This is a genomic window from Micromonospora sp. B006, from assembly GCF_003408515.1.
In the GTDB taxonomy this organism is placed as follows: Bacteria; Actinomycetota; Actinomycetes; order Mycobacteriales; family Micromonosporaceae; genus Micromonospora; species Micromonospora echinospora_A.
Map to the genome: position 1 here is coordinate 1767299 of NZ_CP030865.1, position 24357 is coordinate 1791655.

Here is a 24357-nt window from a genome sequence, read left to right on the forward strand (position 1 = left end):
GCGGTCAGTCGAGCTGGCTGGGTTCCAGGCCCAGTTCGCGGGCGGCGACGAGGCGGATCCACTCCGCGATCTGGCGGCGCGTGATCACCCGCTCGTGCACCGCGAGCTGGACCGCGAGGCCGTCCATCACCGCGCTGATCCGCCAGGCCGCGCCGGCCGGGTCGGGGCAGTCGAACGTGCCCTCGGTGACCCCGTCCGTGATCACCGCGGCCAGGTCCTGCCGCCATCGCAGGTCCAGCCGCCGGGAGAGCTTCTCCAGTTCCGGGGTGCGCAGCGACTCCGCCCAGCCGTCGATCCACATGGACCAGGAGGTGGCGCGCCCGGTCGGCGCGTACAGGCGCAGCATGCGGCGCAGTTTCGCCAGCGGCGGCGCGGAGGAGCGGAGCACCGCGTCGAGCCGGGTCAGGTCCTGGTCGACGGCGTACGCGAACGCCTGGGCGAGCAGCCGGTCCTTGGTGGCGAAGTGGTAGAACACGAGCGCCTGGCTGACCCCGGCGGCTTCCGCCACGTCGGCGGTGCGGGTGTTGGCGAGCCCTCGTTCCGCGATCACCTCGCAGGCCGTACGCAGCAGCGCGTCCAGGCGGATCTCGGCGGCTCGTCTCGTCACGGCGTTACGGTAACCCATCCGGATGACCACGGGGAGTTACCGAGGCGGCTGGTCGGCGGCCGGGCAGTCGGATGCCGGACACTCGACTCGCCAGTCTGCTTCCGCAGGTGGGAGCGCTTGCCAATGCTCTCGGGAGCCAACCACCCAGGCTCCTAGGAAGCTCAGGGCGAAGGTCGCCCGCCACCATCGGACGCGCCGGAAGCGGGACCCGATTTGGCAACCGTTCCCGGGCTCGGCTAAAGTTCTCATCCGTCACCGGATAACACCGGGGGCGTGCGGACGTAGCGCAGCTGGTAGCGCATCACCTTGCCAAGGTGAGGGTCGCGGGTTCGAATCCCGTCGTCCGCTCGGAGATGCCGCCACGCAGTTCGGGGGCAACCTCGGTGGAGTGGCCGAGAGGCGAGGCAACGGCCTGCAAAGCCGTGTACACGGGTTCAAATCCCGTCTCCACCTCGCAGTAGACGAGGGCGATTGGCGCAGTGGGAGCGCGCTTCCTTGACACGGAAGAGGTCACTGGTTCAAACCCAGTATCGCCCACCAGCGGAAAGGCCGTGTCGATCAATTCGACACGGCCTTTCTCGTCGTCATCGATCAGTCCAGTGCCACGCCGCTGGCCATTGCCGCGCCCGCGCCGCCGCACCCAGACTGGCCCGGTGGACGATCAACAGACCCGAGCCCAGCGGTTCCGCGCCCTGCACCGGCCCGGTGAGCCACTGATCCTGGCCAACGCGTGGGACGCGGTGAGCGCCCGGCTCGTCGCCGCGGCCGGCGCCCGCGCGATCGCGACCACAAGCGCCGGCGTCGCCTGGAGCCGCGGCGCCCCCGACGGCGACCTGCTCGCCCGGGAGACCGCCGTCGACGTCATCCGCCGCGTCGCCGACGCGGTCCGCCTTCCGGTCACCGCCGACATCGAATCCGGGTACGGCGACAACCCCGAGCAGGTCGCCGAGACCGTCACCGCCGTCCTCGCCGCCGGAGCCGTCGGCGTCAACGTGGAGGACGCCCGGCACGACGGCGGCGGTCCGCTGCGCCCGGTCGACGAGCAGGTCGCCCGGCTCGCCGCGGCCCGGGCCGCCGCCGACCGCGCCGGCATCCCGCTGTACGTCAACGCCCGCGTCGACACGTACCTGCGCGGCGCCGGAGGCGTACCGGAGACGGTCGCGCGCGCCGAGGCGTACCTGGCCGCCGGCGCGGACGGGATCTTCGTCATCGGGACGGTGGAGCCGGAGACGGTGGCCGCGCTGGTGGCGGCGATCCCGGCCCCGCTGAACGTGCTGGCCGGGCCGGGCGCGCCGCCGGTGGCCGAGCTGGCCCGGCTCGGGGTGGCCCGGGTGAGCCTCGGCCCGGCGCTGGCCGAGGCGGCGTACGCGGTGGTCCGGCGCGCGGCGGCGGAGGTGTTCGGCGCCGGGACGTACGAGGCGCTCGCGGGCGGCCTCGACTTCGGCGAGCTGAACGAGCTGATGCGGGACTGACCAGGCCACGGGATCGACCTCGGGACGGGGGACCGGGTTGAATGTGCCGATGGCCGTTCTCCCGCGTCCGAGCCGGCGGGCGGCGACCGGCTGTCCTCGGCGCCCGCTCCGACGGGATCCCCACGAATGACGGCAGTCGCCCGCCCGGTGCCCGCGCTGCGGAGCCTGCCCGTGCTCACCGCTGCCACGGCGACCCTCGGCGTCGCGGCGCTCGCCGCCCTGGGCGCGGCCGGGCACGGCGGTTTCGCCAGCGACCCGGTCGGCGCCGTGGCCCTCGCGACGGCCGCCGTGGTCACCGCGCTCGCCGCGCTCCGGCTCAGCCGGTCGGGTCACCGCGCCGCCGGCCGGCTGGCGGCCGGGCTCGCCGCGTCGCTGCTGGCGTATCTGGCGCTCGCCGTCGTCGCGGTGGCCGCCGTCACGGCCGGGCATCCGTGGGCCGGGCCGGCCGTCGCGGCGTGGAACTCGGCGTGGATCCCGCCGCTGGCGCTGCTGCAGCTGACCGCCTCGGCCGCCGTCCGCACCGGCGACGCCGTCCCGTGGACGCATCGCCTCGTGGGACTCACCCTGGGCGCCGCCACGATCGTCAACGCGCTGCTGACCACGGCGACCGAGCCGTTCGCGGGGATTCCGACGATCGCCGCGGAGTCCTGGCGTACCGCGCTCGCGCCGGCCGGCGCCGCCGTCACGCTGCTGGCAGCGGTGGCGCTGTTCCTGCTGCCGGTGACGCTCTGGCGGGCCGCTCTCGGGTCGCACCACGCCGTCCGGGCGCGCCTCGGCGTGGCCGCCGCGGCCACCACCGCCGCGCCGCTGACAGTCGTCTTCTGCCTGCTGCTCGCCGTCGCCCGTGCGCCCGGCGACGTCGAGCCGTCGCTGGGCTCGGTCGCCTTCCTGGTGGCGCTCTCCGGCGCCGCCGTGTTCGCCGCCGCCTGCGCGGTCACCGCCGCCCGCGGCGCCACCGAGCCGCGCCGGGTCGGCACCGTGGTGCGCGGCGTCGGCCTGGCCGCCGCGGCCCTGCTGGTGGTCGGCGTCGGCACGCTCGTGGCCGCTCCCGGCCCGTCCCTCGGCCCGACCTCGGTCGCCCTGGTCGTGTCGGCGCTGACGGTTGCCGTCGGCGGCGGGGCGTGGGCCGGCACCGGCCGGCTGTCGACGCTGCTCACCGCCGCGCCGCCAGCGTCGGCCACAGCGCCGGTGACGCCGCGAGGCGGCGCAGAGGGTACGAACGGAGGCGGCGCGGCGGGGACGACGAACGTCATCGAGCCGGCGGCCCCGGCCGGGCCGGCAATGGATGAGGCGGGCCTGGCCGGGCCGGCAGTGGACGCGGCGGTGGATGCCGCGACCTCGGGTCGAGCCCCGGCGGACGACCGGGCACCGGCATCGGGGGGTTCGCCGGGCGCGTCCGACGCGGGGGTGGAGGCCGGTGCGGGCCCGGCGTCGGTGGGCGGGCTGACGGCGCGTGAACGCGAGGTGCTCGCCGCGCTCGCCGAAGGCGCCAGCAACGCGGGGATCGCCGCGCAGCTGGTGGTCTCCGAGCGGACCGTCGACGCCCATCTGCGCGCGATCTTCGTCAAGCTCGACCTGACGCCCGGCGGCGCCACGAACCGGCGGGTGCGGGCGGCGCGGATCTGGCTGGAGCACGCCCGACAGCCGCGCTGAGCAGGGACTTTCCGAAGATAGGTGCTGAGGCCGATGCCCGCGCCGGCGGTTCTCGGCACGGTGGGGCGACACCCGATCGACGGAGGCTCTCACCGTGCCCGTACCGAAGTTGCGCCGTGCCGCGCTCGTCGCCCTTTTCGTCCTGCTCCTGGCGTCTCTGGCCGGGCGGACCGTGTTCATGTTGTGGGAGCCGCCGTTCGACGGCGCGATCCACTACGACGACGTACGCGAGCTGGGGTCCGCGTACTGGCCCATGAACCTCTACCTGGGCGGGCCCGCGTACGCCGTCTCCTGGATCGCCGCGGCGGTGTTCATCGTCGGGCTGGCCCGGGGCCGCGCGGGCGTGCTGAACCTGGTGGGGGCCTTCCTGGCCGGCCTCGGCGGCGTGGTGTTCGCGCTGGCGATCACCGCGGAGGTGCTGCCGTTCGCCTACGCCGCCGACCCGGCGGTGGTGCCGGAGCAGGAGGGACGGGCGCTGTTCGACGTGTTCAACGACCAACTGGACGGGCTGCTCCCGGCCATCCTCGGCAGCCAGGTGGCGATCGTCCTCGGCATGGTCCTGGCGCTCGTCGGGATCCTGATCGGCCGGACCATGCCGCGTCCGCTGGTCGTCGCCGCGCTCGTCTACGTGGTGGCGTTCGTGCTGGTGCCGCAGGACGCCGCTCGCGCGGTGGTCGTCGCGAGCTACCTGGCGCAGGTGGCGCTGGTGGCCGCGATCGGCTGGTACGGGCTGCGCGCCACCACCGACGGCGAGCGGGCATAGCAGACCGGACCGGCCGGAGTTTCGATCCGGCCGGCCCGGTCCCGGGACCGATCAGCTCCGTCGGCCCCGCTCGCGATCACATCGGCGGTGCGACGTCCCGGCGCTCCTCGACCCGGCGGTACTCCACCGGCTCCTCGGCGGTGGTGGCGACCACCGGACGGCGCCGGCCCCAGACCAGCGTGGTCATGATCAGGCCGAGGACGCCGGCCGCCATGAGGATCCAGCCGACGACGTCGAGGTCGACCCCGCCGACGCTGGCGTTGAGCGCGAACGTGAGGATCGCGCCGACCGCGATCAGGAAAATGCTCGTACCGATACCCACGACAGCCTCCTTCGGGGGGATGGTTGTGCTGTCACCGGCCTCAATACCCCGGCGGCGAGCGGCGCAACCACCTGCCGCCCCCGCCGCGGCGGGGGCCTGGCGCGCGGCGATCTTGGCATCGGGTAGAGTCTGCTGCGTCGCCGGTGCGAACCGGCGGCACGCGGACGTAGCGCAGCTGGTAGCGCATCACCTTGCCAAGGTGAGGGTCGCGGGTTCGAATCCCGTCGTCCGCTCGCGATTGCCCGGGCGATTGGCGCAGTGGGAGCGCGCTTCCTTGACACGGAAGAGGTCACTGGTTCAAACCCAGTATCGCCCACCGAGAGTCACCACGCCGCCGGTCGACAGGCGGTCGTCTCCCACCGGACAGCCGGCACCGGCTACATCGGTCTCCCAGGTCCACCGTGCGGATTATTCTGCCGCTGCCACCGCGCGTGTCACTGTGATGCCCGATGCGCAGGGAGGCGGTCACATGGCAATGATCGAGCGGGGACGGTGGCGGCGGACGGCCGCACGATTAGGGGTGGCGACTGTCGTCGCGGCGGCGGGAGTGACGGTCTTCGCCGCGCCCGCGCAGGCCACCGCGACGCGGACGGTGGCGTTCTACAGCATGGACGAGCAGGCGTCGTCGACGGTGCTGACCGACTACAGCGGCAACGGCCGCCACGGCACGATCGGCGGCGAGGTGGTCACCGGCGCGCTCTACGCCGGGGCGACCGGCCACCGCTTCGCCACCCACCTGCCCACCGACAAGGAGTACGTCCCGGGCCACGTCGACCTGGTGCCGCACACCACCGACTTCAACCCGGACGCCGGGGACTTCTCGGTGACCATCCGTTACCGGACCACGTACTCCTTCGGGAACATCCTCCAGAAGGGACAGGGCAACACGGCCGGCGGCTACTGGAAGTTCGAGGCGCCGAACGGCAAGCCGAAGTGCCTGTTCCGGGGCGCGGACGGCGCCTCCCGTACCGGCTACACCGACGTGCCGATCTCCGACGGCCAGTGGCACACGATCACCTGCAACCGCACCTCCGCGTACGTGGAGATGTACGTCGACGGCGTGCGGACCAGCCGCCTCAACGGGCCGACCGGCACCATCGCCAACACCTGGCCACTGTCCGTCGGCGGCAAGAGCCAGTGCGACGGTACGAAGGTCACCTGCGACTACTTCGCCGGCGACATCGACTACGTGAAGATCCTGAAGGGCTCGGGCGGCCCGGCGAACCAGGCGCCGGTGGCCGCGCTGACGCCCACCTGCTCCGGGCTGGTGTGCACGTTCACCGGCGCGGGCTCGACCGACGCCGACGGCGCGATCCAGGACCACAACTGGAACTTCGGCGACGGGGACACCACCGGCACGGCCTCCGTACCGACCACGTCCCACACGTACGCGGCGGCCGGCACCTACCCGGTCACGCTCACCGTCACCGACGACCGGGGCGCCACCGGCACCGCGACTGTCGAGGTGACTGTCGCGCCCGTACCGGAGCGGATCTCGTTCGTCGGCCAGGCCACCGCGAACGCCAACTGGACGAGCCACACGGTGACCGTCCCGGCGGGCGTGCAGGCCGGTGACATGCTGCTGCTCCTGCTCAGCCAGAACACGCACACCGGCACCGGGGAGCCGACCGGCGTGACCGGCTGGAGCCGACTCGACCGCCTCGACGGCGGCTTCGCCACCACCTCCGCCTGGTGGAAGACGGCCGGCGCCGGTGACGCGGGCCAGGCCGTCCGGGTGACACTGGACAGTCAGGCGAAGGGCAACCTGGTGCTGGCCGCGTACCGGGGGGTGGCGCCCGGCGCGCCGGTCTTCATCCGGGCCACCGACCCGGCGAGCACCGCCACCCGCATCACGCCGTACGCGCCGGTGACCACCGCGCAGAGCTGGGCCGTGTCGTACTGGCTGCACGGCGACAGCACCTCCACCGCGCTCACCCCGCCGGCGGGCGTGGCGGTGCGCAGCAACACCTCGCAGACCGGCGGCGGCCGGGTGACCGGCCTGCTCGCCGACTCGGCGAGCAGCGTGCCGACCGGCAGCTACGGCGGGCTCACCGCCACCGGCGCCGCGGCCAGCACGACCACCACCACGTGGACGTTCGTCCTGCCCCCGGCCTGACCCATCGGGTACGCGGAAAGGCCGGCACCCCGTCTCGGGGGTGCCGGCCTTTCACGCTTGTGTGCTTACTTGTTCCAGTGTTCGGCGACGAGGTCGGCGGCCTGCTGCTCCCACTGGGCGTAGTGGTCCGGGTAGGCGGAGACCTGGACGGTCTGGGCGGCCTTGGTCAGCGGCATGTCCTGCCAGCCGTCGACCTGCTTGAGACCCTTCAGGAACGCGGTGGTGGAGTATTCGGGGTCGGTGATCTGCTCGACCGTGCCCCAGCCGGAGGAGGGGCGCTGCTGGAACAGGCCCTGCGAGTCGTGGTCGTTGCGGTCACCGAGGTGGCCGAGGTTCTCCAGCTTCGACTCCTGCAGCGCGGTGGCGATGGACACGACGGCGGCGCGTTCGTCCATGCCGGCCTTCTTCGTGGCCGCGATGATCGCCTTGACGTTCTTGGTCTGCTCGTCGTTGAGGTCGATGCGGGACTGGTTGCCCTGCACGCCGTGCGGGATCAGCTTGTCACCCTGCACGCTCACGCTCACCGGCTTGACGCTGGCGGTCGTGGTGTCGGCCGCGTGGGCGGCGACCGGGCCGGCGAACACGCCACCGGTGAAGGCCAGACCAGCAATACCCAGGATGCTCTTCCGCAGAATCGTGTTCATCAGGGGGCTCCATTCGGGGGATCGACGCCCACACCGACAGGGGGGTTCGGCGCGGGTGCGAGCACCACGTCAGGCGCTCAAAAGAAGTCTTGGGGGATCTCGGCTGCTCGCGGGGCGGGGGCCTCTACGCGGCGCCGGAAGGATGTCCAACGACCCGCAGCCCGGCATCATTCCCGGGGCGCCTCACGCCACCGGCAAGCGGCGCGGGTTCACGTCGAGGGGGCGGCGCGGGTTGACGTCGTCGGAACCATGCTCAACGACCGACCGGGCGAGATGATTCCCGCGGCTCACGCCGCCGGAACCGGACCCAACGACCGGCAACCGGGGGCTGTTCCCATACCCGGCGCCGCCGCCCTGGGGGCGCGGCCTTGCTCGGTCGGTCACCTGGTTACAACGCCACCGGCCCGCCCACGATTCCGCCACCACAGTGCCGCCCACCACCCTCGAACCCGACACCCACCCCACAACCCCACACGCCCGACCCCCACTGAACCCAGCCCGGCACCCTCGCTGCGCGCCGGTGATCAAGGAGTTTGCGGCCCTTTCCGGCACCCACGAGACCACTAACTCCTTGATCACCGCGATCTTGGAGTTGTGGCACCTCACGAAGGGCGTCAACCCGGGCATCCTGGGCGCCACAACTCCAAGATCGAACAAGCCTCCCCCAGGCACCCGCCACCGGGTTGATCATGAGGCTGGCGGTGACAAACCGGACAACAAGTGCCGCTAAGTTCATGATCGACGCGACCGGGCAGGCGTGCGCTGGACGGGAGCGAAGCGGCCGCCGACGGGACCACGCGATCTTGCAGTTTGAGCCCTTCTTGCGCCCCATTTGCGCGGTTTACGGGGCACCAAAGTGCAAGATCGCGCGCTCAGGGGAGCCCTGGGCGGGTTGGGGCGCCCAGGAACTTCCCTCGAAGGCGGCTCGGGTCGGCGATCTTGGAGTTGTGGCACCTCGCGAAGGGTGTCAACCCGGGCATCCTGGGCGCCACAACTCCAAGATCGGCGGGGCGTGGACGGGGCGGACGGGCGGGCCGGGGGGATCAGGGCTCGAACTTGTAGCCCAGGCCGCGGACCGTGACGATGTAGCGCGGCGCGGACGGCTCCGGCTCGATCTTGGAGCGCAGCCGCTTCACGTGCACGTCCAGCGTCTTCGTGTCACCCACGTAGTCGGCGCCCCAGACACGGTCGATCAACTGCCCGCGGGTGAGCACCCGGCCAGCATTGCGCAGCAGCAGCTCCAGCAGCTCGAACTCCTTCAGCGGGAGCTGCACACCGGCGCCGCCGACGGTCACCACGTGCCGTTCGATGTCCATCCGGACCGGGCCGGCGGCGAGCGTCGGCGCGCCCGTCTCGTTCGACTCGGCGCTCTGCCGGCGCAGCACCGCCCGGATGCGGGCGACCAGTTCACGTGGCGAGTACGGCTTCGTCACGTAGTCGTCGGCGCCGATCTCCAGGCCGACCACCTTGTCGATCTCGCTGTCCCGCGCGGTGACCATGATGATCGGCACGTGCGAGCGCTGGCGCAGCTGCCGGCACACCTCGGTGCCCGACATCTCCGGCAGCATCAGGTCGAGCAGCACGATGTCGGCGCCGGTCCGGTCGAACTCGGTGAGGGCGTCGATGCCCGTCGCGGCGACGGAGACCTCGAAACCCTCCTTGCGGAGCATGTAGGACAGGGCGTCGGAGAACGACTCCTCGTCCTCGACCACCAGTACGCGGCTCAACGGGTGTTTCCTTTCCTGTGGTCAGACCTGCCGGAGCTCGGCCGGCCGGCCTCGATCCCAGCGGAGGCGAGTGTCGTCTCCAGGTCGTCCGGAGTGCGGGCGGGCAACCGGAGGGTGAACGTCGACCCCCCACCAAGGGTGCTCGACACTTCCACCCGGCCGCCATGGTTGCTGGCGATGTGCTTGACGATGGCCAGTCCCAGACCGGTGCCGCCGGTCGCGCGGGAGCGGGCCTGGTCGGCGCGGTAGAAGCGCTCGAAGACCCGGTCGACCTCGTTCGGGGCGATGCCGATGCCCTGGTCGGCCACGGCGATCTCGACGTGCTCGTCGGTGCCGGTCACAGTGACCCGGACCGTGGTGTCCTCGGCGGAGTAGGTGATCGCGTTCTCCACCAGGTTCGCCACCGCGGTGGCGAGTTGGCTGTCGCTGCCGTACACGGTCAGGCCCCGCTGCCCGCCGACGGCGATCTCCACCCGGCGGGCGGCGGCCGCGGTGCGGGTCCGGTCGACGACCTCGGCGAGCACCCAGTCCACCGAGACCGGCTCGGGGGCGGGTTGCGGCTCGGCGCCCTGGAGCCGGGTGAGTTCCAGCAGCTCCTGCACGAGCCGGCCGAGCCTCGTCGACTCGTGCTGGATCCGCTCGGCGAACCGCCGTGCGGCGACCATGTCCTCGGACAGGTCGGGCGCGCCGTCGGCGGCCGGCTCGGTGGCGTCGACAAGCGCCTCGGCGAGCAGTTGCAGCGCGCCGATGGGTGTCTTCAACTCGTGGCTGACGTTCGCCACGAAGTCCCGCCGTACCCGCGCGAGACGGTGCGACTCGGTGACGTCGACCGCCTCGATCGAGACGTAGCCGGAGCCCAGTCCCATCGCCCGCAGGTGCACGCCGAGCGGGTTGTCGCCACCGCCGTCGCGGCCCCGGGGCAGGTCCAGCTCGATCTCGCGCCGCACGCCCGTGCGGCGGACCTGCCCGGCGAGGGTACGGATCAACGGGTGCGCCGCGATCGATCCGGGTGTCACCCCGGTACGGAGCAGACCCATCGCCCGGGCGGCCGGGTTCACGAGCACCGGCACGTCGTCCGGGCCGAGCACCACCACGCCGGCGCGCAGCGAGTCGATCGTCTTGCGGCCGAGCCCGGATAGGCCCCCCTGCTGGTCGTCCGGAATCGTCGGCCTCCCTGCGTCACGACGGGTGGTCCCGCCGCCCCGCGACGCCCGCCGGCGCCGCCATTGTTCAACCGGTCCGGACAGCGTCGCTCCGGCGACCAGCCCGGTCACCAGCGCCACGGCCACCGCGATGGCCACCGCCCATTCCACCCGGCGATCGTATGGTCATTGTTAACCCGGGGAACGGGCACAAAGGGACGAACCACTCTCGCTTTCGGCAAAGTTCACCTGCGGGCCCCACGTCGTTCACCCACGTTCATCCTGGTGCCGACCGTTCGGCCTAGCGTGGGGCGCGCACCTGCTCCCGCCGTACCCCTCGGGGTCACGGCCACCGACCTCAGGAAGTGACGATGCGCGACGAGTTCCGGGCCGACCTGCAGATTGTCAGCCAGTTGCTGGTGGACATGGCCGAGGCGGTACGCGCGGCCATGCGGCAGGCCACGAAGGGTCTGCTCACCGCCGACCGGACGGCCGCCGAGACGGTGATCGCGCGGGACGCCGAGATCGACGAGCTGTACCGGCACGTGGAGGAGCGGGTCTGCGACCTGCTGGCTCGGCAGGCGCCGGTCGCCTCCGACCTGCGCGCCATGATCACCGCCCTGCACGTGGCCGCCGACCTGGAGCGGATGGGCGACCTCGCCGACCACGTGGCCAAGACGGCGCTGCGGCGGCACCCCTCCCCGGCCGTCCCGGCGGAGCTGCGGCCGGTCTTCACCGACATGGCCGGGATCGCCGACCGGATGGCCGAGAAGATCGGGTCCGTGCTGGCCAAGCCGGACGCCGACGTGGCCGCCGAACTGGACGGCGACGACGACGCGATGGACGACCTGCACAGGAGCCTGTTCGGCGTGCTGCTCGGCGATGACTGGCCGTACGGGGTGGAGACGGCTATCGACGCGACGCTGCTGGGGCGCTTCTACGAGCGCTTCGCCGACCACGCGGTGAACGCGGGCGAGCACGTGGTCTACCTGATCACCGGTTCCACGTCCGCCTGACCCGCCCCTCGTGTAAGGAAGGGCCCCTTGTTAACACCGAGCGTTAACAGGGGGCCCTTCCTCTACCGCAGGCGTTAATAAGGGGCCCTTCCTTACACCTCAGCGGCCCTGGTTGGCGACCGCGGCGGCGGCGTCCTTGGCCGCCGCCGGGTCCAGGTACGTCCCGCCGAGCACCTGCGGGCGCAGGTCGGCGTCCAGGTCGTAGCGCAGCGGGATGCCGGTGGGGATGTTCAGCTTGGCGATCGCCTCGTCGGAGATCTGGTCGAGGTGCTTGACCAGGGCACGCAGCGAGTTGCCGTGCGCCGCCACCAGCACCGTCCGGCCGGCCAGGATGTCCGGCACGATCGAGTCGTACCAGTAGGGCAGCATCCGTTCGACGACGTCCTTCAGGCACTCGGTGCGCGGCATCAGCTCGGTCGGCAGCAGCGCGTACCGGGGGTCGCCGACCTGCGACCACTCGTCCGCGTCGTCGATCGGCGGCGGCGGCGTGTCGTACGACCGGCGCCAGAGCATGAACTGCTCCTCGCCGTACTCGTCAAGGGTCTGCTTCTTGTCCTTGCCCTGCAGGGCGCCGTAGTGGCGCTCGTTGAGCCGCCACGACCGGCGCACCGCGATCCAGTGCCGGTCGGCGGCGTTCAGCGCCAGCTCGGCGGTGCGGATCGCCCGGCGCATCAGGCTCGTGTGCACCACGTCCGGCAGCAGGTCGTGCTCGCGCAGCAGCTCGCCGCCGCGCCGCGCCTCGGCCTCTCCCTTGGTGGTCAGGTCGACGTCGACCCAGCCGGTGAAGAGGTTCTTGGCGTTCCAGTCGCTCTCGCCGTGCCGCAGCAGGACCAGCGTCCCGACGGTGGGCCCCTCGCTCGCAGTCATGCCGATCATCCTGCCGTACCGGCGCGACGGACACGCGCCGACCGGTCGTGACGACCACCACGTGGAAAACCTGATGACCACGCCTTTGGCCCGGCACTAGGTTGTAAGGCGTTCTAAACAGGTCGGTCATTACCACACGGGGGCGTCGGGATGCGGACGGTACGAGGCTGGTTCCAGGACACGGCCGGTGGCCTGCCGCGGACGTTCTGGTACCTCTGGGCCGGCACGCTGATCAACCGGCTCGGCTCGTTCGTCCTGATCTTCCTGGCCATCTACCTGACGCAGGAACGCGGCTTCTCCGCCTCCCAGGCCGGTCTGGTGATCGGCCTCTGGGGCGCCGGCGGCGCGGTCGGCACCACCATCGGCGGCACCCTGACCGACCGCTGGGGGCGGCGGCCCACGCTGCTCACCGCGCACGTCGGCGCGGCCGGCATGATGATCGCGCTGGGCCTCGCCCGTCCGCTCTGGGCGGTCGCGGTGGGCGCGCTGCTGCTCGGCGCGTTCGCCGAGGCGGCCCGCCCGGCCTTCGGCGCGATGATGGTCGACGTGGTGCCGGACAAGGACCGGCTGCGCGCCTTCTCGCTCAACTACTGGGCCATCAACCTCGGCTTCGCCTGCGCCGCCGTGCTCGCCGGCTTCGCCGCCCAGGGCAGCTACCTGCTGCTGTTCCTGGTGAACGCGACCACCACGCTGGTGACCGCGCTGATCATCTTCGCCAAGGTCGGCGAGACCCGCGGCCCGGTCACAGTGCTCCCGGCCAAGGGCATGCCGGCGCCGGCCGGCGCGCTGCGCACCATCCTCGCCGACCGGGTGTTCCTCGGCTTCGTCGCGCTCAACCTGCTCGCCGCGCTGGTGTTCCTCCAGCACATCTCGATGCTGCCGATCGCGATGGGCGACTCCGGGCTCAGCCCGGCCACCTACGGCTCGGTGATCGCACTGAACGGCGTGCTCATCGTGTTCGGCCAGCTCTTCGTACCCCGGCTCATCAAGGGCCGCAGCCGCTCGCACGTGCTGGCGCTCGCGTCGCTGGTGATGGGCGCAGGCTTCGGGCTCACCGCGCTCGCCGACACGGTCTGGCTCTACGGCCTGACCGTGCTGATCTGGACCCTCGGCGAGATGCTCAACTCCCCGTCCAACGCCACCCTGATCGCGGAGCTGTCGCCGGCCGCGCTGCGCGGCCGCTACCAGGGCGTCTTCTCGCTGTCCTGGCAGCTCGCCGGTGCCGCCGCGCCGATCCTCGGCGGCCTGGTCCGCGAGCACGCCGGCAACAGCACGCTCTGGCTGGGCTGCGCGGGCATCGGCGTCGTGGCGGCGGTCGCCCACCTCATCTCCGGCCCGGCCCGGGAGCGCCGCGCGGTCGAGCTGCGCGCCGTGGGCACGCCCGTCACGCCGGTCACCGTCACCACCACCCCGGCGCCCGAGGCGGCCGAGGCCGCGGCCACCGCACCCGCCGACCCGGTCCGCGCCGGTTCCTGAGTACGCCCCGACGCGACCGCCCCGAGGCGGGTGGATACCGTACGGGACGGAATCGGTAAGGAAACCTTCCTGGAGGACGGGTGCGCAGCCTGCGGCGCTGGTGGAACGACACAGCCGGCGGACTGCCGGCCACGTTCTGGTACCTCTGGTCCGGCCTGCTGATCAACCGGGCCGGCGCGTTCGCGCTGCTGTTCCTGTCGCTGTACCTGACCGCCGCGCGGGGCGCCCCGCCGTCGCTGGCCGGGCTCGTGGTCGGCGCGTACGGGATCGGTGGCGCGGCCGGCACGCTGCTCGGCGGCGTACTGGCCGACAGGTGGGGCCGGCGGGCCACGCTGCTCGCCGCCCACCTGGCCGCCGCCGGGCTGATGGTGGCGCTGGCGTTCAGCACGCACCTGGCGATGATCGCCGCGCTGGCCACGCTGGTCGGGGTCGCGCACTCGATGCCCAGCCCGGCGTTCGTGGCGGCCATCGTAGACGTGGTGCCCGAGGCGCGCCGCTCCCGCGCGTTCAACCTCCAGTTCTGGGCGTTCAACCTCGGCATGGCGGTGGCCTCGCTGCTGGCCGGCGTACTCGCCGAGGCCAGTTTCACGGCGCTGTTCCTGGCCGACGCCGGAGCCACGCTGGCGGCGGCAGTGGTGATCGCGCTGAAGGTGCCGGAGACACTCACCCGGCGTCCGGCGCTCACGCCCCGGGCGGTGGTGGGACGCCGTCCCGGTCTGCACACCGCGCTCACCGACCGCACGTTCCTGGCGTTCGTCGGGCTGACGTTCCTGCTGGCCGTGCTGACCATGCAGACCTCCACGATCATGCCGCTGGCGATGCGCGCGGACGGCCTGCGCCCGTCGGCGTACGGGCTGGTGGTGGCGCTCGGCGGGGCGCTCATCGTGGCCGGGCAACTGTTCGTGCCCCGGCTCATCGAGCCGTACCGCAAGTCGACGGTGCTGGCCGTCTCCACCGCGTTGATGGCGCTCGGGTTCGGCACGCTCACGGTCGCCGACGGGCTGCCGCTCTACCTCGGCGCGGCGGTGGTCTGGACGGCCGGGCAGATGCTCGCCGCGCCGCCGAACGCGCAGATCAACGCCGACCTCGCCCCGCCCGAACTGCGGGCCCGCTACCAGTCGGTGTTCTACCTGACGTTCCCGGCCGCGTCGTTCGTGGCGCCCGCGCTCGGCGGGCTCAGCCTGGAGCACCTGGGTGAGCGGCACTGGCTGGTGGTCGGCGCGCTCGGGCTGCTGGCTGCGGCCGGGCACCTGCTCGCCGGGCCGCGCCGGGAGCGCCGGGTCGCAGCGCTGCGGGCGGCGGCCGCGGAACCCGTGAGGTCTGCCCGCTGAGCGCTGACAACGGCAGAGCGCCCACCCCGACCCCCGTCGAGATGGGCGCTCGTACCGTACGCCCGGCGGCGGCGGGCGACACTCACCCCCGTAAGCGTCGCCCGCTCGCGCCGCCGGTTCCACGGGCGGCACCGTCCCCCAACGGCGTGATCCACCCGATCTTCGCGTCTCACTTGCGCGGATCTGATCGATCCACCGCTCCCCCGAACGGAAACAAGCGTGACGCGGTGCAATAAAGTTAGTTCGCCCGGATTCCGGATTCAACCCAGATCGCTGTCTTGCCCGTCACAGCGTCCGTGTCGGGAATCCGGCTGCCCGTGCTGTGGTCCCTGGGATGGCAAACATCGGGTTCCCGGGGTCCATTCCCGTAAACCTCAGCCATCCTCGCGATTCGGGTTCTCGGTCCGGAAGAAGTTGCTCTGCCGCCCGTCCCGCATCTGCTCCTGGTAGATCAGGTTCAGCCGCCGCAGGTCGAACGTCCGGAACCAGTCGTCCCAGGTGATCTCCCGGATCCGGCTGCTCTCCCGGTACCCCGGCATGTTGAACGTGAGCACCCCGGGCCGGTCGCCGCGCTCTGTGCCGGCGATGGTGGCCGGCTTCGCGCCCCGCGCCCGCGCCCACCGCTGGATCACCTCGTGGTTACGGGTGACCAGACTGCGGCCCGGACGCTCCGGCCGGTCCGCGAGCGACGTGATGAGCTGCGAGGACCCGATCGACCGGCTGGACGCCGGACCGCGGGTCGGCGCGCTCCGCGCCCGAGCCGACGTCGCCTTGCGGGTCGTGGCCGCCTTGGCCGGGGCCGCCTTCGCCCGAGCCGGTGCGGCCTTGGCCCGAGCCGGTGCGGCCTTGGCCCGAGCCGGTGCGGCCTTGGCCCGTGACGGGGCCGCCTTCGCCCGTGACGGGGCCGCCTTCGCCCGTGACGGGGCGGCCTTCGCGCGGGCCGTCGTGGCCCGGGACGAGGTCGCCTTCGCGCGGGACGGGGCCGCCTTCGCGCGCGCCGTCGTCGTGGTGCGGGACGACGCCGCGGTGGCGCGGGCCGGAGTGGCCTTCGCCCGCGACGGAGCCGCCTTCGCGCGGGAAGACGCTGCCGTCGCTGCCTTAGCGCGCGTCGCGGTCGCCCGTGACGAGGTGGCCTTGGCGCGGGCGGGTGCCGCCTTGCGCGTACCCGTCGCCTTGGCCCTGGCCCCGGTGGCCCGCGCGGCCGGCGCGGACTTGGCCGGCGACGTCGCGCGGCGGGCGGTGGTCTTCCTCGCGGCGGTGCTCTTGCGGGTGGCGGAGGCCCGGCCGGCCGGGCCGGAGCTGCGCCGCGCGGCGCCACCGCCCCCCTCGGAGCGCATGCTGCGCGCCAGGGTCTTCACCAGTTCCGGCTTCCGCAGCGCGGAGATCCCGGAAACTCCGCGCCGCCGGAGCTGGCTGCGGATGTCGTCGACCTTCATCCGGGAGATCTCGGACTCCGACACCCTCGGGGTGTTCGGCGTCTGGTTGCCGGTTTGCCGCTTGGTACGGGTCGCAGTCGTGCCGCGACCTGAGCTGTTGCGCTGAGCCATGGGACACGCTCCTCGACAGTCCGTCCTCGGCCCGCGGTGGGTCCCAATGCTCCGCACCGCGCGGGGCGGCATACCCGTCAGGAGGGCTCCGAACCTCCGGCGGGCGATCCGGCCGTGGCGGACGGCTCGAAGAGGTGCGCGAACGCGGCCAGGTTGGCTGTCGACTCGCCGCGCTTCACCCGCCACTCCCACTCCCGGCGGATGGCGGCGCCGAAGCCGATCTCCAGCATGCTGTCGAACGACTCGTCGGCGTACGTCAGCACGGAGCCGAGCAGGCGGTCCAGCTCGTCGGCGTCGACCCCGGCCAGGTTGACCCGCCCGGTCAGGTAGACGTCACCGACCGCGTCGATGGAGAACGAGACGCCGTACATCCGGGCGTTGCGTTGCAGCAGCCAGGCCCACAGCTCCTCGCGGCGCTCGTCGGGCTGGCGCATCACGAACGCCTCGACCCGCAGCGCGTGCTCGCCCACGATCAGGTTGCAGATCGTCTTGAGCTTGTGCGTGCCGGGCAGGGTCACCGCGTACGACGCCTCACCTGTCGACTCCCACTCCAGCTCGCGCTCGGCGCAGACGGACTCGATCAGCGCGGCGACCTCACTCCTGCGGCTCATCGCACCCACTCTACGACCGGTCGGCCGGGGTCGCCGGACGGGTGATCACCAGGAGCACAGCAGGGCCGGGTCGCCGAGCCGCCGCGCCAGCCGGGTCCGGTGCTCGGTGATCGCCTCCCCGTAGACGGCGAGCAGGCCGGAGGCGGTGCGGTGCCAGGAGAACTCCCGGGCGTGCCGCTCGGCCCCGCGGCCCAGCGCGGCACGGCGTTCCCGGTCGGGCAGCAGGCGCGCCAGTGCCCGGGCCCAGTCCGCCGGGTCGTGGCCGTCGATGAGCACCCCGCTGACGCCGTCGCGTACCGCGGTGACCAGGCCGCCCACGGCGGCGGCCAGCACCGGTGTGCCGCACGCCTGGGCCTCCAGCGCGACCAGGCCGAACGACTCGTTGTGCGACGGCACCGCGACCAGGTCGGCGGCGCGGTAGAGGGCGGGCAGGTCCGCGCCGGTCTGCGGCGGCAGGAAACGCACCCGGTCGGCCACGTCGAGCGCGTGCGCCAGCTCGATCAGCGCGGTCGGCCGGTCCAGGCCGCTGCCGCTGGGCCCGCCGCAGATCACCACTGTCAGCTCGTCGGCCAGCGCCGGATCCCGCTCGCGCAGCGCGGCGACGGCGCGGACCAGCACGTCCGGCGCCTTGAGCGGCTGGATCCGGCCGACGAACGCGACCACGTACCCGTCGGCCGGCAGGCCGAGGCGGCGACGGGCGGCCCGGGTCGCGGCGTCCCGGTCGCCGGATGCGGGCCGGAACCGGTCCAGGTCGACGCCGGGCTCCACCACCGCCACCCGGTCCGGCTCGGCCGCGTACCGGTCGAGCAGGTCACGCGCCTCCACCCGGGTGTTCGCGACCAGCCGGTCGGCCTCGGTGACCACCTGCTCCTCGCCGATCACCCGGGCCTTCGGCTCGGGACGGTCCCCGGCGGCGAGCCGGGCGTTCTTCACCTTGGCGAGCGTGTGCGCGGTGTGCACCAGCGGTACGCCCCAGCGCTCCTTGGCCAGCCAGCCGACCTGACCGGAGAGCCAGTAGTGCGAGTGGATCAGGTCGTAGTGGCCCGGCGGGCGGGCCGCCTCGGCGCGCAGCACGCCGGCGGTGAAGGCGCAGAGCTGACCCGGCAGCTCCTCCTTGGTCAGCCCCTCCAGCGGCCCGGCGGTGACGTGCCGGACCGACACACCGGGCGCCACCTCGACCACCGGGGGCAGGTCACCGGCGGTGGCCCGGGTGAAGATCTCCACCTCGACGTCGGCCTCGGCCAGCCGCCGGGCCACCTCCAGGATGTAGACGTTCATGCCGCCCGCGTCACCGGTGCCGGGCTGGTGCAGCGGCGACGTGTGCACCGAGAGCGTGGCGATCCGGCGGGGCCGCGGCCACGGCAGGGCACCTCGCTGACGACCGACACCGGTGTGCATATCCGCCACGTCCGCTCCCTCTGTCACGGTTGATGCCGTCCCGCACGACCGGCGCTTCTCGGTCAACCCGTGTGCCGGATCTCATCTTCCCCATCGGGGTACGGAAATGCCCTTCGCCGGGTCCCCGGCGTGACGGACCTCATCACCGCGCGGGCCCCGGCGGCGGGAGACAATGGCCGGATGACTTCCGTCGCCATCGTCACCGGGGCGTCCAGCGGGATCGGCGCGGCCACCGCCCGCCGGCTGGCCGCCGAGGGTTTCCACGTGCTGGCCGCCGCCCGGCGTACCGACCGGCTGGCCGCGCTGGTCGCCGAGATCGAGGCGGCCGGTGGCACGGCGACAGCGGTGGCGTGCGACGTGACCTCGGACGAGTCGGTCGCCGGCCTGGCCGCCGCCGCCGAGGCCGCGCCCGGGCCGGTCACGCTGCTGGTGAACAACGCCGGCGGCGCCCGCGGCCTGGACCCGGTCGAGACGGCCGACGTGGGCGACTGGCAATGGATGTACGACGTCAACGTGCTCGGCACGCTGCGCGTCACCAAGGCGCTGCTCCCGGCGCTGGAACGCTCCGGGGCCGGCACCGTCGTGATCGTCAGCTCCACCGCCGGGCACGTCGTCTACGAGGGCGGCGGCGGTTACACGGCCGCCAAGCACGCGCAGACCGCGATCGCCGGGACGCTCCGGCTGGAGCTGTGCGGACGCCCGGTCCGGGTGATCGAGATCGACCCCGGCATGGTGAAGACCGAGGAGTTCGGCCTGGTCCGTTTCGGTGGTGACGCCGACCGGGCCGAGGCGGTCTACGCCGGAGTCGCCGAACCGCTGGTGGCCGACGACGTCGCCGACTGCATCGCCTGGTGCGCGACCCGCCCGCACCACGTCAACATCGACCAGCTCGTGGTGCGCCCGCTGGCCCAGGCCGCGCAGCACAAGGTGCACCGGACGTCGTGAAGCGCGAGGAGTGAGCCGGTCTTGCGAGCCCCGCAGTCGCGAACCCTAGAGATGCGTGAAGCGCGAGGAGTGAGCCGGTGTTGCGAGCCCTGCAGTCGCTGACCCGGAGGCACTGATGGAGCGTCCGCTCGGCGTGGCCACCCGGGGCACGACGAACCCCAACCGGCTCCGGCGGGTGGACAACTGGATCGTCGAGACCTGCGGCGACGCGCTGCGCGCCGCCGCCGACCCGCTCGTGGTCGACCTGGGCTACGGCGCCACCCCGGTCACCCCGGTCGAGCTGCGCGCCCGGCTGGCGTCCGGGGTCCGCGCCGACGTGCGGGTGGTCGGCCTGGAGATCGATCCGGTACGCGTGGCCGCCGCCTTGCCCGCCGCCGACCCGCCCGGCCTGACGTTCGCCCGCGGCGGCTTCGAGCTGGCCGGGCTGCGTCCCGCGCTCGTGCGGGCGTTCAACGTGCTCCGCCAGTACGACGAGAGCGAGGTGGCCGACGCCTGGCACACCGTCACCGGCCGGCTCGCGCCGGGCGGGCTGCTCGTCGAGGGCACCTGCGACGAGCTGGGGCGGCTCGGCTCCTGGGTGCTGCTGGACGGCACCGGCCCGCGCACGCTCACACTGTCGGCGAAGCTGACCACGCTGGAGAGCCCGGCGACGCTCGCCGAACGGCTGCCGAAGGCGCTGATCCACCGCAACGTCCCAGGTGAACGCATCCACGACCTGATCGAGGCGCTGGAGCAGGCGTGGCGCTCGGCCGCCGGCTACGCCCCGTTCGGCCCTCGCCAGCGCTGGCTGCGCACGGTCGAGGCGGTGAAGGAGTCAGGCTGGCCCGTCCAGGACAGCCCTCGCACGTGGCGCCACGGCTACCTCACTCTCCCCTGGCCCGCCGTATCCCCCCGCTAACCCGCCACACCCGCACCCCTAGCGCCCCGGCGCCCGCCGCCCGCCGATCTTGGAGTTGTGGCGCCTCGGATGTCCGGTTGGCGCAGTTCGCGAGGTGCCACAACTCCAAGATCAAGGAATGCCCGCCCTTCCCCGGGAGCCCTCGACGGGCCCCGCCGAGCCCAGCGCCACAGATCTTGCACTTCCTGCCCGGGCAGAACGGACTAAACCACCCTCACCGAGGGCCGGAAGTGCAAGATCGCCGAGTCTGCGCTGATCTTGCACTTGCCGCCCCGGCAAAGCGGGCAAAACGCCCACACGAAGGGCCGGAAGTGCAAGATCGGCGAGGCGGGGCGGGGGCGCGAGGGCGGGGTTAGATGGTGCAGTTGATTAGGACTGGTTCGGGGTGGAGGGTTACGCCGAAGCGGGACTCGACGCCGTCGCGGATCTCGCGGGCCAGCGCCACCAGCGCGGCCGTGCTGGCGGCGCCGGAGTGGTTGGTGAGCGCCAGCGTGTGCTTGCTGGAGATGGCGACGCCTTCCGGCCCGGCGTACCCCTTGCCGAACCCGGCCTTGTCGATCAGCCACGCGGCGCTGACCTTCACCATGCCGTCGACGCCCGGCCAGTGCGGCGGCTCACCCAGGTCGGTGGCGCGTTCCCGTACCTGCTCGAACACCTCGCCCGGCAGCACCGGGTTGGTGAAGAACGAGCCCACCGACCAGGTGTCCGGGTCGGCCGGGTCGAGCACCATGCCCTTGCCGGCGCGCAGCCGGCGCACTGTGGAACGGGCTTCGGCCAGCGGCACCCGATCGCCGACCTCGACGCCGAGCGCCCGGGCCAGTTCGGCGTAGCGGACCGGCCCGGAGCGCGGGGACCGGGTGAGCCGGAAATCGACCGAGAGCACCACCCAGCGATCGCTGTACTTGAAGATGCTGCCCCGGTAGACGAAACCGCAGTCGGCCGCCGCGATCCGCACCACCCGGCGCTCCGTCCGGTCGTACGCCTCGACGGCGACGATCGTCTCGGCCACCTCCTGGCCGTACGCGCCGACGTTCTGGATCGGTGTCGCTCCGGCCGAGCCGGGGATGCCGGAGAGGCACTCCAGCCCGGACCAGCCGCGCTCGACGGTGGCGGCGACGAAGTCGTCCCACGGCTCGCCGGCCTGCACACGTACCGTGACGGTGTCGCCGTCCTCGGCGACGGCCTGGAACCCCCGGGAGCGGACGAGCACGACGGCGCCCGGGAAGCCCTGATCGCCGATCACGACGTTGCTGCCGCCCGCCAGGACCAGTACGGCCTGCTCGCGAGCCTCCGCTTCCTGCACTTTTCGCACGATCTGGGCGGCGTCCTCGGCGATCTCCAGCCGCCCGGCGGGTCCGCCGAGCCGGAGCGTGGTGTAGTGCGCCAGGGTGGCCGGATCGGTCGGTTCACCGGCAGTAGCCGGTTCGGCGTAGACGTCTGACACGCCTTTCACCCTAGGCTGAGGGGTAGCCGGCGCACCCACTGGTGGCCCGGTCACCCCCGGGAGGATGGCGATGAGCAGACTGCACCACACGAAGGACTTCTGGATCGGCGCGCTGCGTACGGAGGGTCCCGCCTTCGCCGCGGCGGTTTCGGAGGCGCCGCCCGAGACACCCGTGCTGTCCTGTCCCGGCTGGACGGTGACCGATCTCGCCCATCACCTGGCCCGCGTGTACGTCTGGGCGGGCACCGTGCTGACCGCCGGCGGCACCACCCGCCCGGAGCGGCACGACCCGGAGCCGCCGGCGGACCTGACCCCGGCCCAGTGGTACGTGCGGGAGTACGAGCGGATCAGCGCGCTCCTGGAGGCGACGGATCCGGAGACGCCGGCCTGGAACTTCGCGCCCCAGCCGAAGAAGGCGGCGTTCTGGCCGCGCCGGTTGGCGCACGAGACCGCTGTGCACCGCTGGGACGCCCAGCTCGCCATCGGCGCGGGTGATCCGATCGAGGCCAAGCTCGCGGCCGACGGGGTGAGCGAGGTGCTGGACACCTGGCTCCCGGCGGGCCGGCGGGTGCGGCCGGGGCAGTGGCACGGCGTGGTGCAGCTGAGCGCGACGGACGCCGCGCAGGAGTGGTACCTGCGGCTGCGCGGCGAGGGGGTCGCGCTGCTGGACACCGCGACGATCCTCGACCACGACGACCACCGGGCCCGGGCGCAGATGGCCGGCACGGCGAGTGATCTGCTGCTGGCCCTGATGGGCCGGATCAGCTTCGACGCGCTGGACGTGGCGGGCGACCGCGGCCTGCTGGACGGCCTGCGGGTCGGCTGAGGCCGGCGCCGAGCCGGGCGGCGATTACGGGCGGAGAGGGGCGGTAACCGTCCCTCTCCGCCTTTTTCGGTTGCTCTGAGAGCGCTCTCTTGACAAGGTCCGGGACCCTCCACCACGCTGTCGTGAGAGCGCTCTCTTAGTTCCGGAACCGCCTTCCACCACCCGATTCGACGACCCGAGAGGTCAGGACAGCATGCTCACCTTCACGCGCCGTCGCCTGGCGGCGGTGGCCCTGGTCGCCGCCACCGCGCTGCTCGGCACCACCGCCTGCGGAGGCGGCGACGACGAGGCCGCCGCCGACGGGCCGATCACGCTCACCGTCGACGTCTTCGGCCAGTTCGGCTACGCGGATCTCTACCAGGAGTACATGGCCAGCCACCCCGGCGTGAAGATCGTCGAGCGCGGCACCGGCGGCAACCTCGACGAGTACTCCCCGAAGCTCACCCAGTGGCTCGCCGCGGGCAAGGGCGCCGGCGACGTGGTCGCCATCGAGGAGGGCCTGCTCGTCGAGTACAAGGCCAACCCGCAGAACTTCGTCAACCTGCTCGACCACGGCGCGGCCGACCTGAAGGGCAACTTCCTCGACTGGAAGTGGAACCAGGGCCTCACCGCCGACGGCAAGCAGCTCATCGGCCTCGGCACTGACGTCGGCGGCATGGCCATGTGCTACCGCACCGACCTGTTCGCCAAGGCCGGCCTGCCCACCGACCGGGAGGCGGTGTCCAAGCTCTGGCCCACCTGGCAGGACTACATCAAGGTCGGCGAGCAGTTCACCGCGAAGAAGACGGGCGCCTCGTTCCTGGACGCCGCGACGAACACGTTCAACACGATCCTGCTCCAGACCGCCGGCAACTCCAACGGCTACAGCTACTACGACACCGACAACAAGCTGGTCGTGGGCAGCAACCCGGCGGTGAAGCAGGCGTATGACACCACTATGGACATCATCGACTCGGGGCTGTCCGGCAAGTACGGCTCGTGGTCCGAGGAGTGGGTGTCGGCGTTCAAGCAGTCGAAGTTCGCCACCATCGCCTGCCCGGCCTGGATGACCGGCGTGATCGAGGGCAATGCCGGCGTGGGCGCCAAGGGCAAGTGGGACATCGCCCAGGTCCCCGGCAACGGCGGCAACTGGGGCGGCTCGTTCCTGGCGGTGCCGAAGCAGAGCAAGCACCAGGCTGAGGCGATCGAGCTGGCCAAGTTCCTGACCAGCGCCAAGGGCCAGATCGGCGCGTTCAAGGCGAAGGGCCCCCTGCCCTCTTCGCCGCAGGCGCTGGAGGACCCGGCGATCGTCGACTCGAAGAACGCCTACTTCTCCGAGGCCCCGGTCGGGAAGATCTTCGCCGAGGGCGCCAAGAGCCTGAAGCCGGTCTACATGGGTCCGAAGAACCAGGCCGTACGGACCGAGGTCGAGAACGCCGTCCGCAGCGTGGAGCTGGGTAAGCGCTCGCCGGAACAGGGCTGGACCGACGCGGTCGCCAACGCCGAGAAGGCCGCCGCCAAGTAACCCGAGCAGCGCGTGCGGGCGGTCCCGGGAACGGGTGCCGCCCGCACG

The 24357-nt window shown here is 72.5% G+C and carries 19 protein-coding genes, 5 tRNA genes and 2 pseudogenes; 16 read left to right on the forward strand and 10 right to left on the reverse strand.

Going from position 1 to position 24357, the window contains the following annotated elements; genetic code table 11:
* Positions 1–4: 4 nt before the first annotated feature.
* Positions 5–607, reverse strand: a complete 603-nt coding sequence (locus MicB006_RS08490) for a TetR/AcrR family transcriptional regulator (protein WP_073830474.1) — start codon at positions 605–607, stop codon at positions 5–7.
* A 275-nt stretch (positions 608–882) separates the two neighbouring features.
* Here MicB006_RS08490 and MicB006_RS08495 point away from each other — a divergent pair.
* From MicB006_RS08495 to MicB006_RS08525, 6 genes are all read left to right on the forward strand, one after another.
* Positions 883–955 (forward strand) — tRNA-Gly (locus MicB006_RS08495).
* Between the two features lie 34 nt (positions 956–989).
* A tRNA-Cys gene (locus MicB006_RS08500) sits at positions 990–1060 on the forward strand.
* 12 nt (positions 1061–1072) lie between these two features.
* Positions 1073–1147 (forward strand) — tRNA-Val (locus tag MicB006_RS08505).
* A 113-nt stretch (positions 1148–1260) separates the two neighbouring features.
* A complete protein-coding gene (locus MicB006_RS08510) occupies positions 1261–2079 on the forward strand; it encodes an isocitrate lyase/phosphoenolpyruvate mutase family protein (RefSeq protein ID WP_116511262.1) in 819 nt (272 codons plus the stop codon).
* 126 nt (positions 2080–2205) lie between these two features.
* Positions 2206–3732, forward strand: coding sequence for a helix-turn-helix transcriptional regulator (locus MicB006_RS32260; protein WP_225980679.1), 1527 nt, complete (start codon positions 2206–2208; stop codon positions 3730–3732).
* Between the two features lie 94 nt (positions 3733–3826).
* Positions 3827–4495: a hypothetical protein gene (locus tag MicB006_RS08525; RefSeq protein ID WP_116505080.1), complete on the forward strand. Its 669-nt coding sequence runs from the start codon at positions 3827–3829 to the stop codon at positions 4493–4495.
* Between the two features lie 76 nt (positions 4496–4571).
* Here the strand turns inward: MicB006_RS08525 and MicB006_RS08530 are convergent, their stop codons facing one another.
* A complete protein-coding gene (locus tag MicB006_RS08530) occupies positions 4572–4817 on the reverse strand; it encodes a DUF6458 family protein (protein WP_116505082.1) in 246 nt (81 codons plus the stop codon).
* Positions 4818–4977: 160 nt separating this feature from the next.
* On the opposite strand from MicB006_RS08530, the gene MicB006_RS08535 reads away from it, so the two are divergent.
* From MicB006_RS08535 to MicB006_RS08545, 3 genes are all read left to right on the forward strand, one after another.
* Positions 4978–5050, forward strand: a tRNA-Gly gene (locus tag MicB006_RS08535).
* 11 nt (positions 5051–5061) lie between these two features.
* Positions 5062–5133 (forward strand) — tRNA-Val (locus MicB006_RS08540).
* A 204-nt stretch (positions 5134–5337) separates the two neighbouring features.
* A complete protein-coding gene (locus tag MicB006_RS08545; protein ID WP_161565914.1) occupies positions 5338–6933 on the forward strand; it encodes a PKD domain-containing protein in 1596 nt (531 codons plus the stop codon).
* Positions 6934–6998: 65 nt separating this feature from the next.
* Here the strand turns inward: MicB006_RS08545 and MicB006_RS08550 are convergent, their stop codons facing one another.
* The 3 genes and pseudogenes from MicB006_RS08550 to MicB006_RS08560 all read right to left on the reverse strand — a co-directional run bounded on the left by MicB006_RS08550 (position 6999) and on the right by MicB006_RS08560 (position 10605).
* The gene (locus tag MicB006_RS08550; RefSeq protein WP_116504246.1) at positions 6999–7577 is read right to left on the reverse strand and encodes a hypothetical protein; all 579 of its coding nucleotides are present in this window, start codon (positions 7575–7577) and stop codon (positions 6999–7001) included.
* A gap of 1043 nt (positions 7578–8620) precedes the next feature.
* A complete protein-coding gene (locus MicB006_RS08555) occupies positions 8621–9304 on the reverse strand; it encodes a response regulator transcription factor (RefSeq protein ID WP_116505086.1) in 684 nt (227 codons plus the stop codon).
* 21 nt (positions 9305–9325) lie between these two features.
* Positions 9326–10605: pseudogene (locus MicB006_RS08560) on the reverse strand (sensor histidine kinase).
* Positions 10606–10817: 212 nt separating this feature from the next.
* Here MicB006_RS08560 and phoU point away from each other — a divergent pair.
* A complete protein-coding gene (gene phoU / locus MicB006_RS08565; RefSeq protein ID WP_073829070.1) occupies positions 10818–11462 on the forward strand; it encodes a phosphate signaling complex protein PhoU in 645 nt (214 codons plus the stop codon).
* 99 nt (positions 11463–11561) lie between these two features.
* Here phoU and MicB006_RS08570 read toward each other — a convergent pair whose 3' ends face one another.
* Positions 11562–12329, reverse strand: coding sequence for a phosphoglyceromutase (locus tag MicB006_RS08570; RefSeq protein ID WP_116505088.1), 768 nt, complete (start codon positions 12327–12329; stop codon positions 11562–11564).
* Between the two features lie 150 nt (positions 12330–12479).
* On the opposite strand from MicB006_RS08570, the gene MicB006_RS08575 reads away from it, so the two are divergent.
* Together MicB006_RS08575 and MicB006_RS08580 are read left to right on the forward strand one after the other, a co-directional pair.
* Complete coding sequence (locus MicB006_RS08575) at positions 12480–13805, forward strand: MFS transporter (RefSeq protein WP_116505090.1); 1326 nt, start codon at positions 12480–12482, stop codon at positions 13803–13805.
* Between the two features lie 80 nt (positions 13806–13885).
* Positions 13886–15136 carry an MFS transporter gene (locus MicB006_RS08580; RefSeq protein WP_116505092.1) on the forward strand — a complete coding sequence of 417 codons (1251 nt, stop codon included), beginning with the start codon at positions 13886–13888 and terminating at the stop codon, positions 15134–15136.
* Positions 15137–15510: 374 nt separating this feature from the next.
* On the opposite strand, the pseudogene MicB006_RS32725 reads toward MicB006_RS08580, so the two are convergent.
* The 3 genes and pseudogenes from MicB006_RS32725 to mshA form a co-directional block, all read right to left on the reverse strand.
* Positions 15511–15954, reverse strand: a pseudogene (locus MicB006_RS32725) (hypothetical protein); the annotation flags it as partial.
* Positions 15955–16760: 806 nt separating this feature from the next.
* A complete protein-coding gene (locus MicB006_RS08590) occupies positions 16761–17294 on the reverse strand; it encodes a YbjN domain-containing protein (protein ID WP_116505096.1) in 534 nt (177 codons plus the stop codon).
* 45 nt (positions 17295–17339) lie between these two features.
* On the reverse strand, positions 17340–18701 hold the full coding sequence (gene mshA / locus MicB006_RS08595) for a D-inositol-3-phosphate glycosyltransferase (protein WP_116505098.1): 1362 nt from the start codon (positions 18699–18701) through the stop codon (positions 17340–17342).
* 171 nt (positions 18702–18872) lie between these two features.
* Between mshA and MicB006_RS08600 the strand changes: the two genes are divergently transcribed.
* Both MicB006_RS08600 and MicB006_RS08605 read left to right on the forward strand, forming a co-directional pair.
* On the forward strand, positions 18873–19637 hold the full coding sequence (locus MicB006_RS08600) for an SDR family NAD(P)-dependent oxidoreductase (RefSeq protein WP_116511267.1): 765 nt from the start codon (positions 18873–18875) through the stop codon (positions 19635–19637).
* Positions 19638–19752: 115 nt separating this feature from the next.
* Positions 19753–20535 carry a class I SAM-dependent methyltransferase gene (locus MicB006_RS08605; protein ID WP_116505099.1) on the forward strand — a complete coding sequence of 261 codons (783 nt, stop codon included), beginning with the start codon at positions 19753–19755 and terminating at the stop codon, positions 20533–20535.
* 352 nt (positions 20536–20887) lie between these two features.
* On the opposite strand, the gene MicB006_RS08610 is transcribed toward MicB006_RS08605, so the two are convergent.
* On the reverse strand, positions 20888–21979 hold the full coding sequence (locus tag MicB006_RS08610; RefSeq protein ID WP_073829079.1) for a UDP-N-acetylmuramate dehydrogenase: 1092 nt from the start codon (positions 21977–21979) through the stop codon (positions 20888–20890).
* A 70-nt stretch (positions 21980–22049) separates the two neighbouring features.
* Here MicB006_RS08610 and MicB006_RS08615 point away from each other — a divergent pair, with 70 nt between their 5' ends.
* Both MicB006_RS08615 and MicB006_RS08620 read left to right on the forward strand, forming a co-directional pair.
* On the forward strand, positions 22050–22805 hold the full coding sequence (locus MicB006_RS08615; protein ID WP_073829080.1) for a maleylpyruvate isomerase family mycothiol-dependent enzyme: 756 nt from the start codon (positions 22050–22052) through the stop codon (positions 22803–22805).
* A 193-nt stretch (positions 22806–22998) separates the two neighbouring features.
* Positions 22999–24309, forward strand: coding sequence for an ABC transporter substrate-binding protein (locus tag MicB006_RS08620; protein ID WP_116505101.1), 1311 nt, complete (start codon positions 22999–23001; stop codon positions 24307–24309).
* The last annotated feature ends 48 nt before the right edge of the window (positions 24310–24357 follow it).

Bases quoted from the DNA above. Each gene is read 5' to 3' on its own strand.
- MicB006_RS08615 (WP_073829080.1), top strand. From the start codon at position 22,050: ATGAGCAGACTGCACCACACGAAGGACTTCTGGATCGGCGCGCTGCGT.
- MicB006_RS08605 (WP_116505099.1), top strand. From the start codon at position 19,753: ATGGAGCGTCCGCTCGGCGTGGCCACCCGGGGCACGACGAACCCCAAC.
- MicB006_RS08620 (WP_116505101.1), top strand. From the start codon at position 22,999: ATGCTCACCTTCACGCGCCGTCGCCTGGCGGCGGTGGCCCTGGTCGCC.
- MicB006_RS08550 (WP_116504246.1), bottom strand. From the start codon at position 7,577: ATGAACACGATTCTGCGGAAGAGCATCCTGGGTATTGCTGGTCTGGCC.
- MicB006_RS08570 (WP_116505088.1), bottom strand. From the start codon at position 12,329: ATGACTGCGAGCGAGGGGCCCACCGTCGGGACGCTGGTCCTGCTGCGG.
- phoU (WP_073829070.1), top strand. From the start codon at position 10,818: ATGCGCGACGAGTTCCGGGCCGACCTGCAGATTGTCAGCCAGTTGCTG.
- MicB006_RS32260 (WP_225980679.1), top strand. From the start codon at position 2,206: ATGACGGCAGTCGCCCGCCCGGTGCCCGCGCTGCGGAGCCTGCCCGTG.
- MicB006_RS08575 (WP_116505090.1), top strand. From the start codon at position 12,480: ATGCGGACGGTACGAGGCTGGTTCCAGGACACGGCCGGTGGCCTGCCG.
- MicB006_RS08590 (WP_116505096.1), bottom strand. From the start codon at position 17,294: ATGAGCCGCAGGAGTGAGGTCGCCGCGCTGATCGAGTCCGTCTGCGCC.
- MicB006_RS08600 (WP_116511267.1), top strand. From the start codon at position 18,873: ATGACTTCCGTCGCCATCGTCACCGGGGCGTCCAGCGGGATCGGCGCG.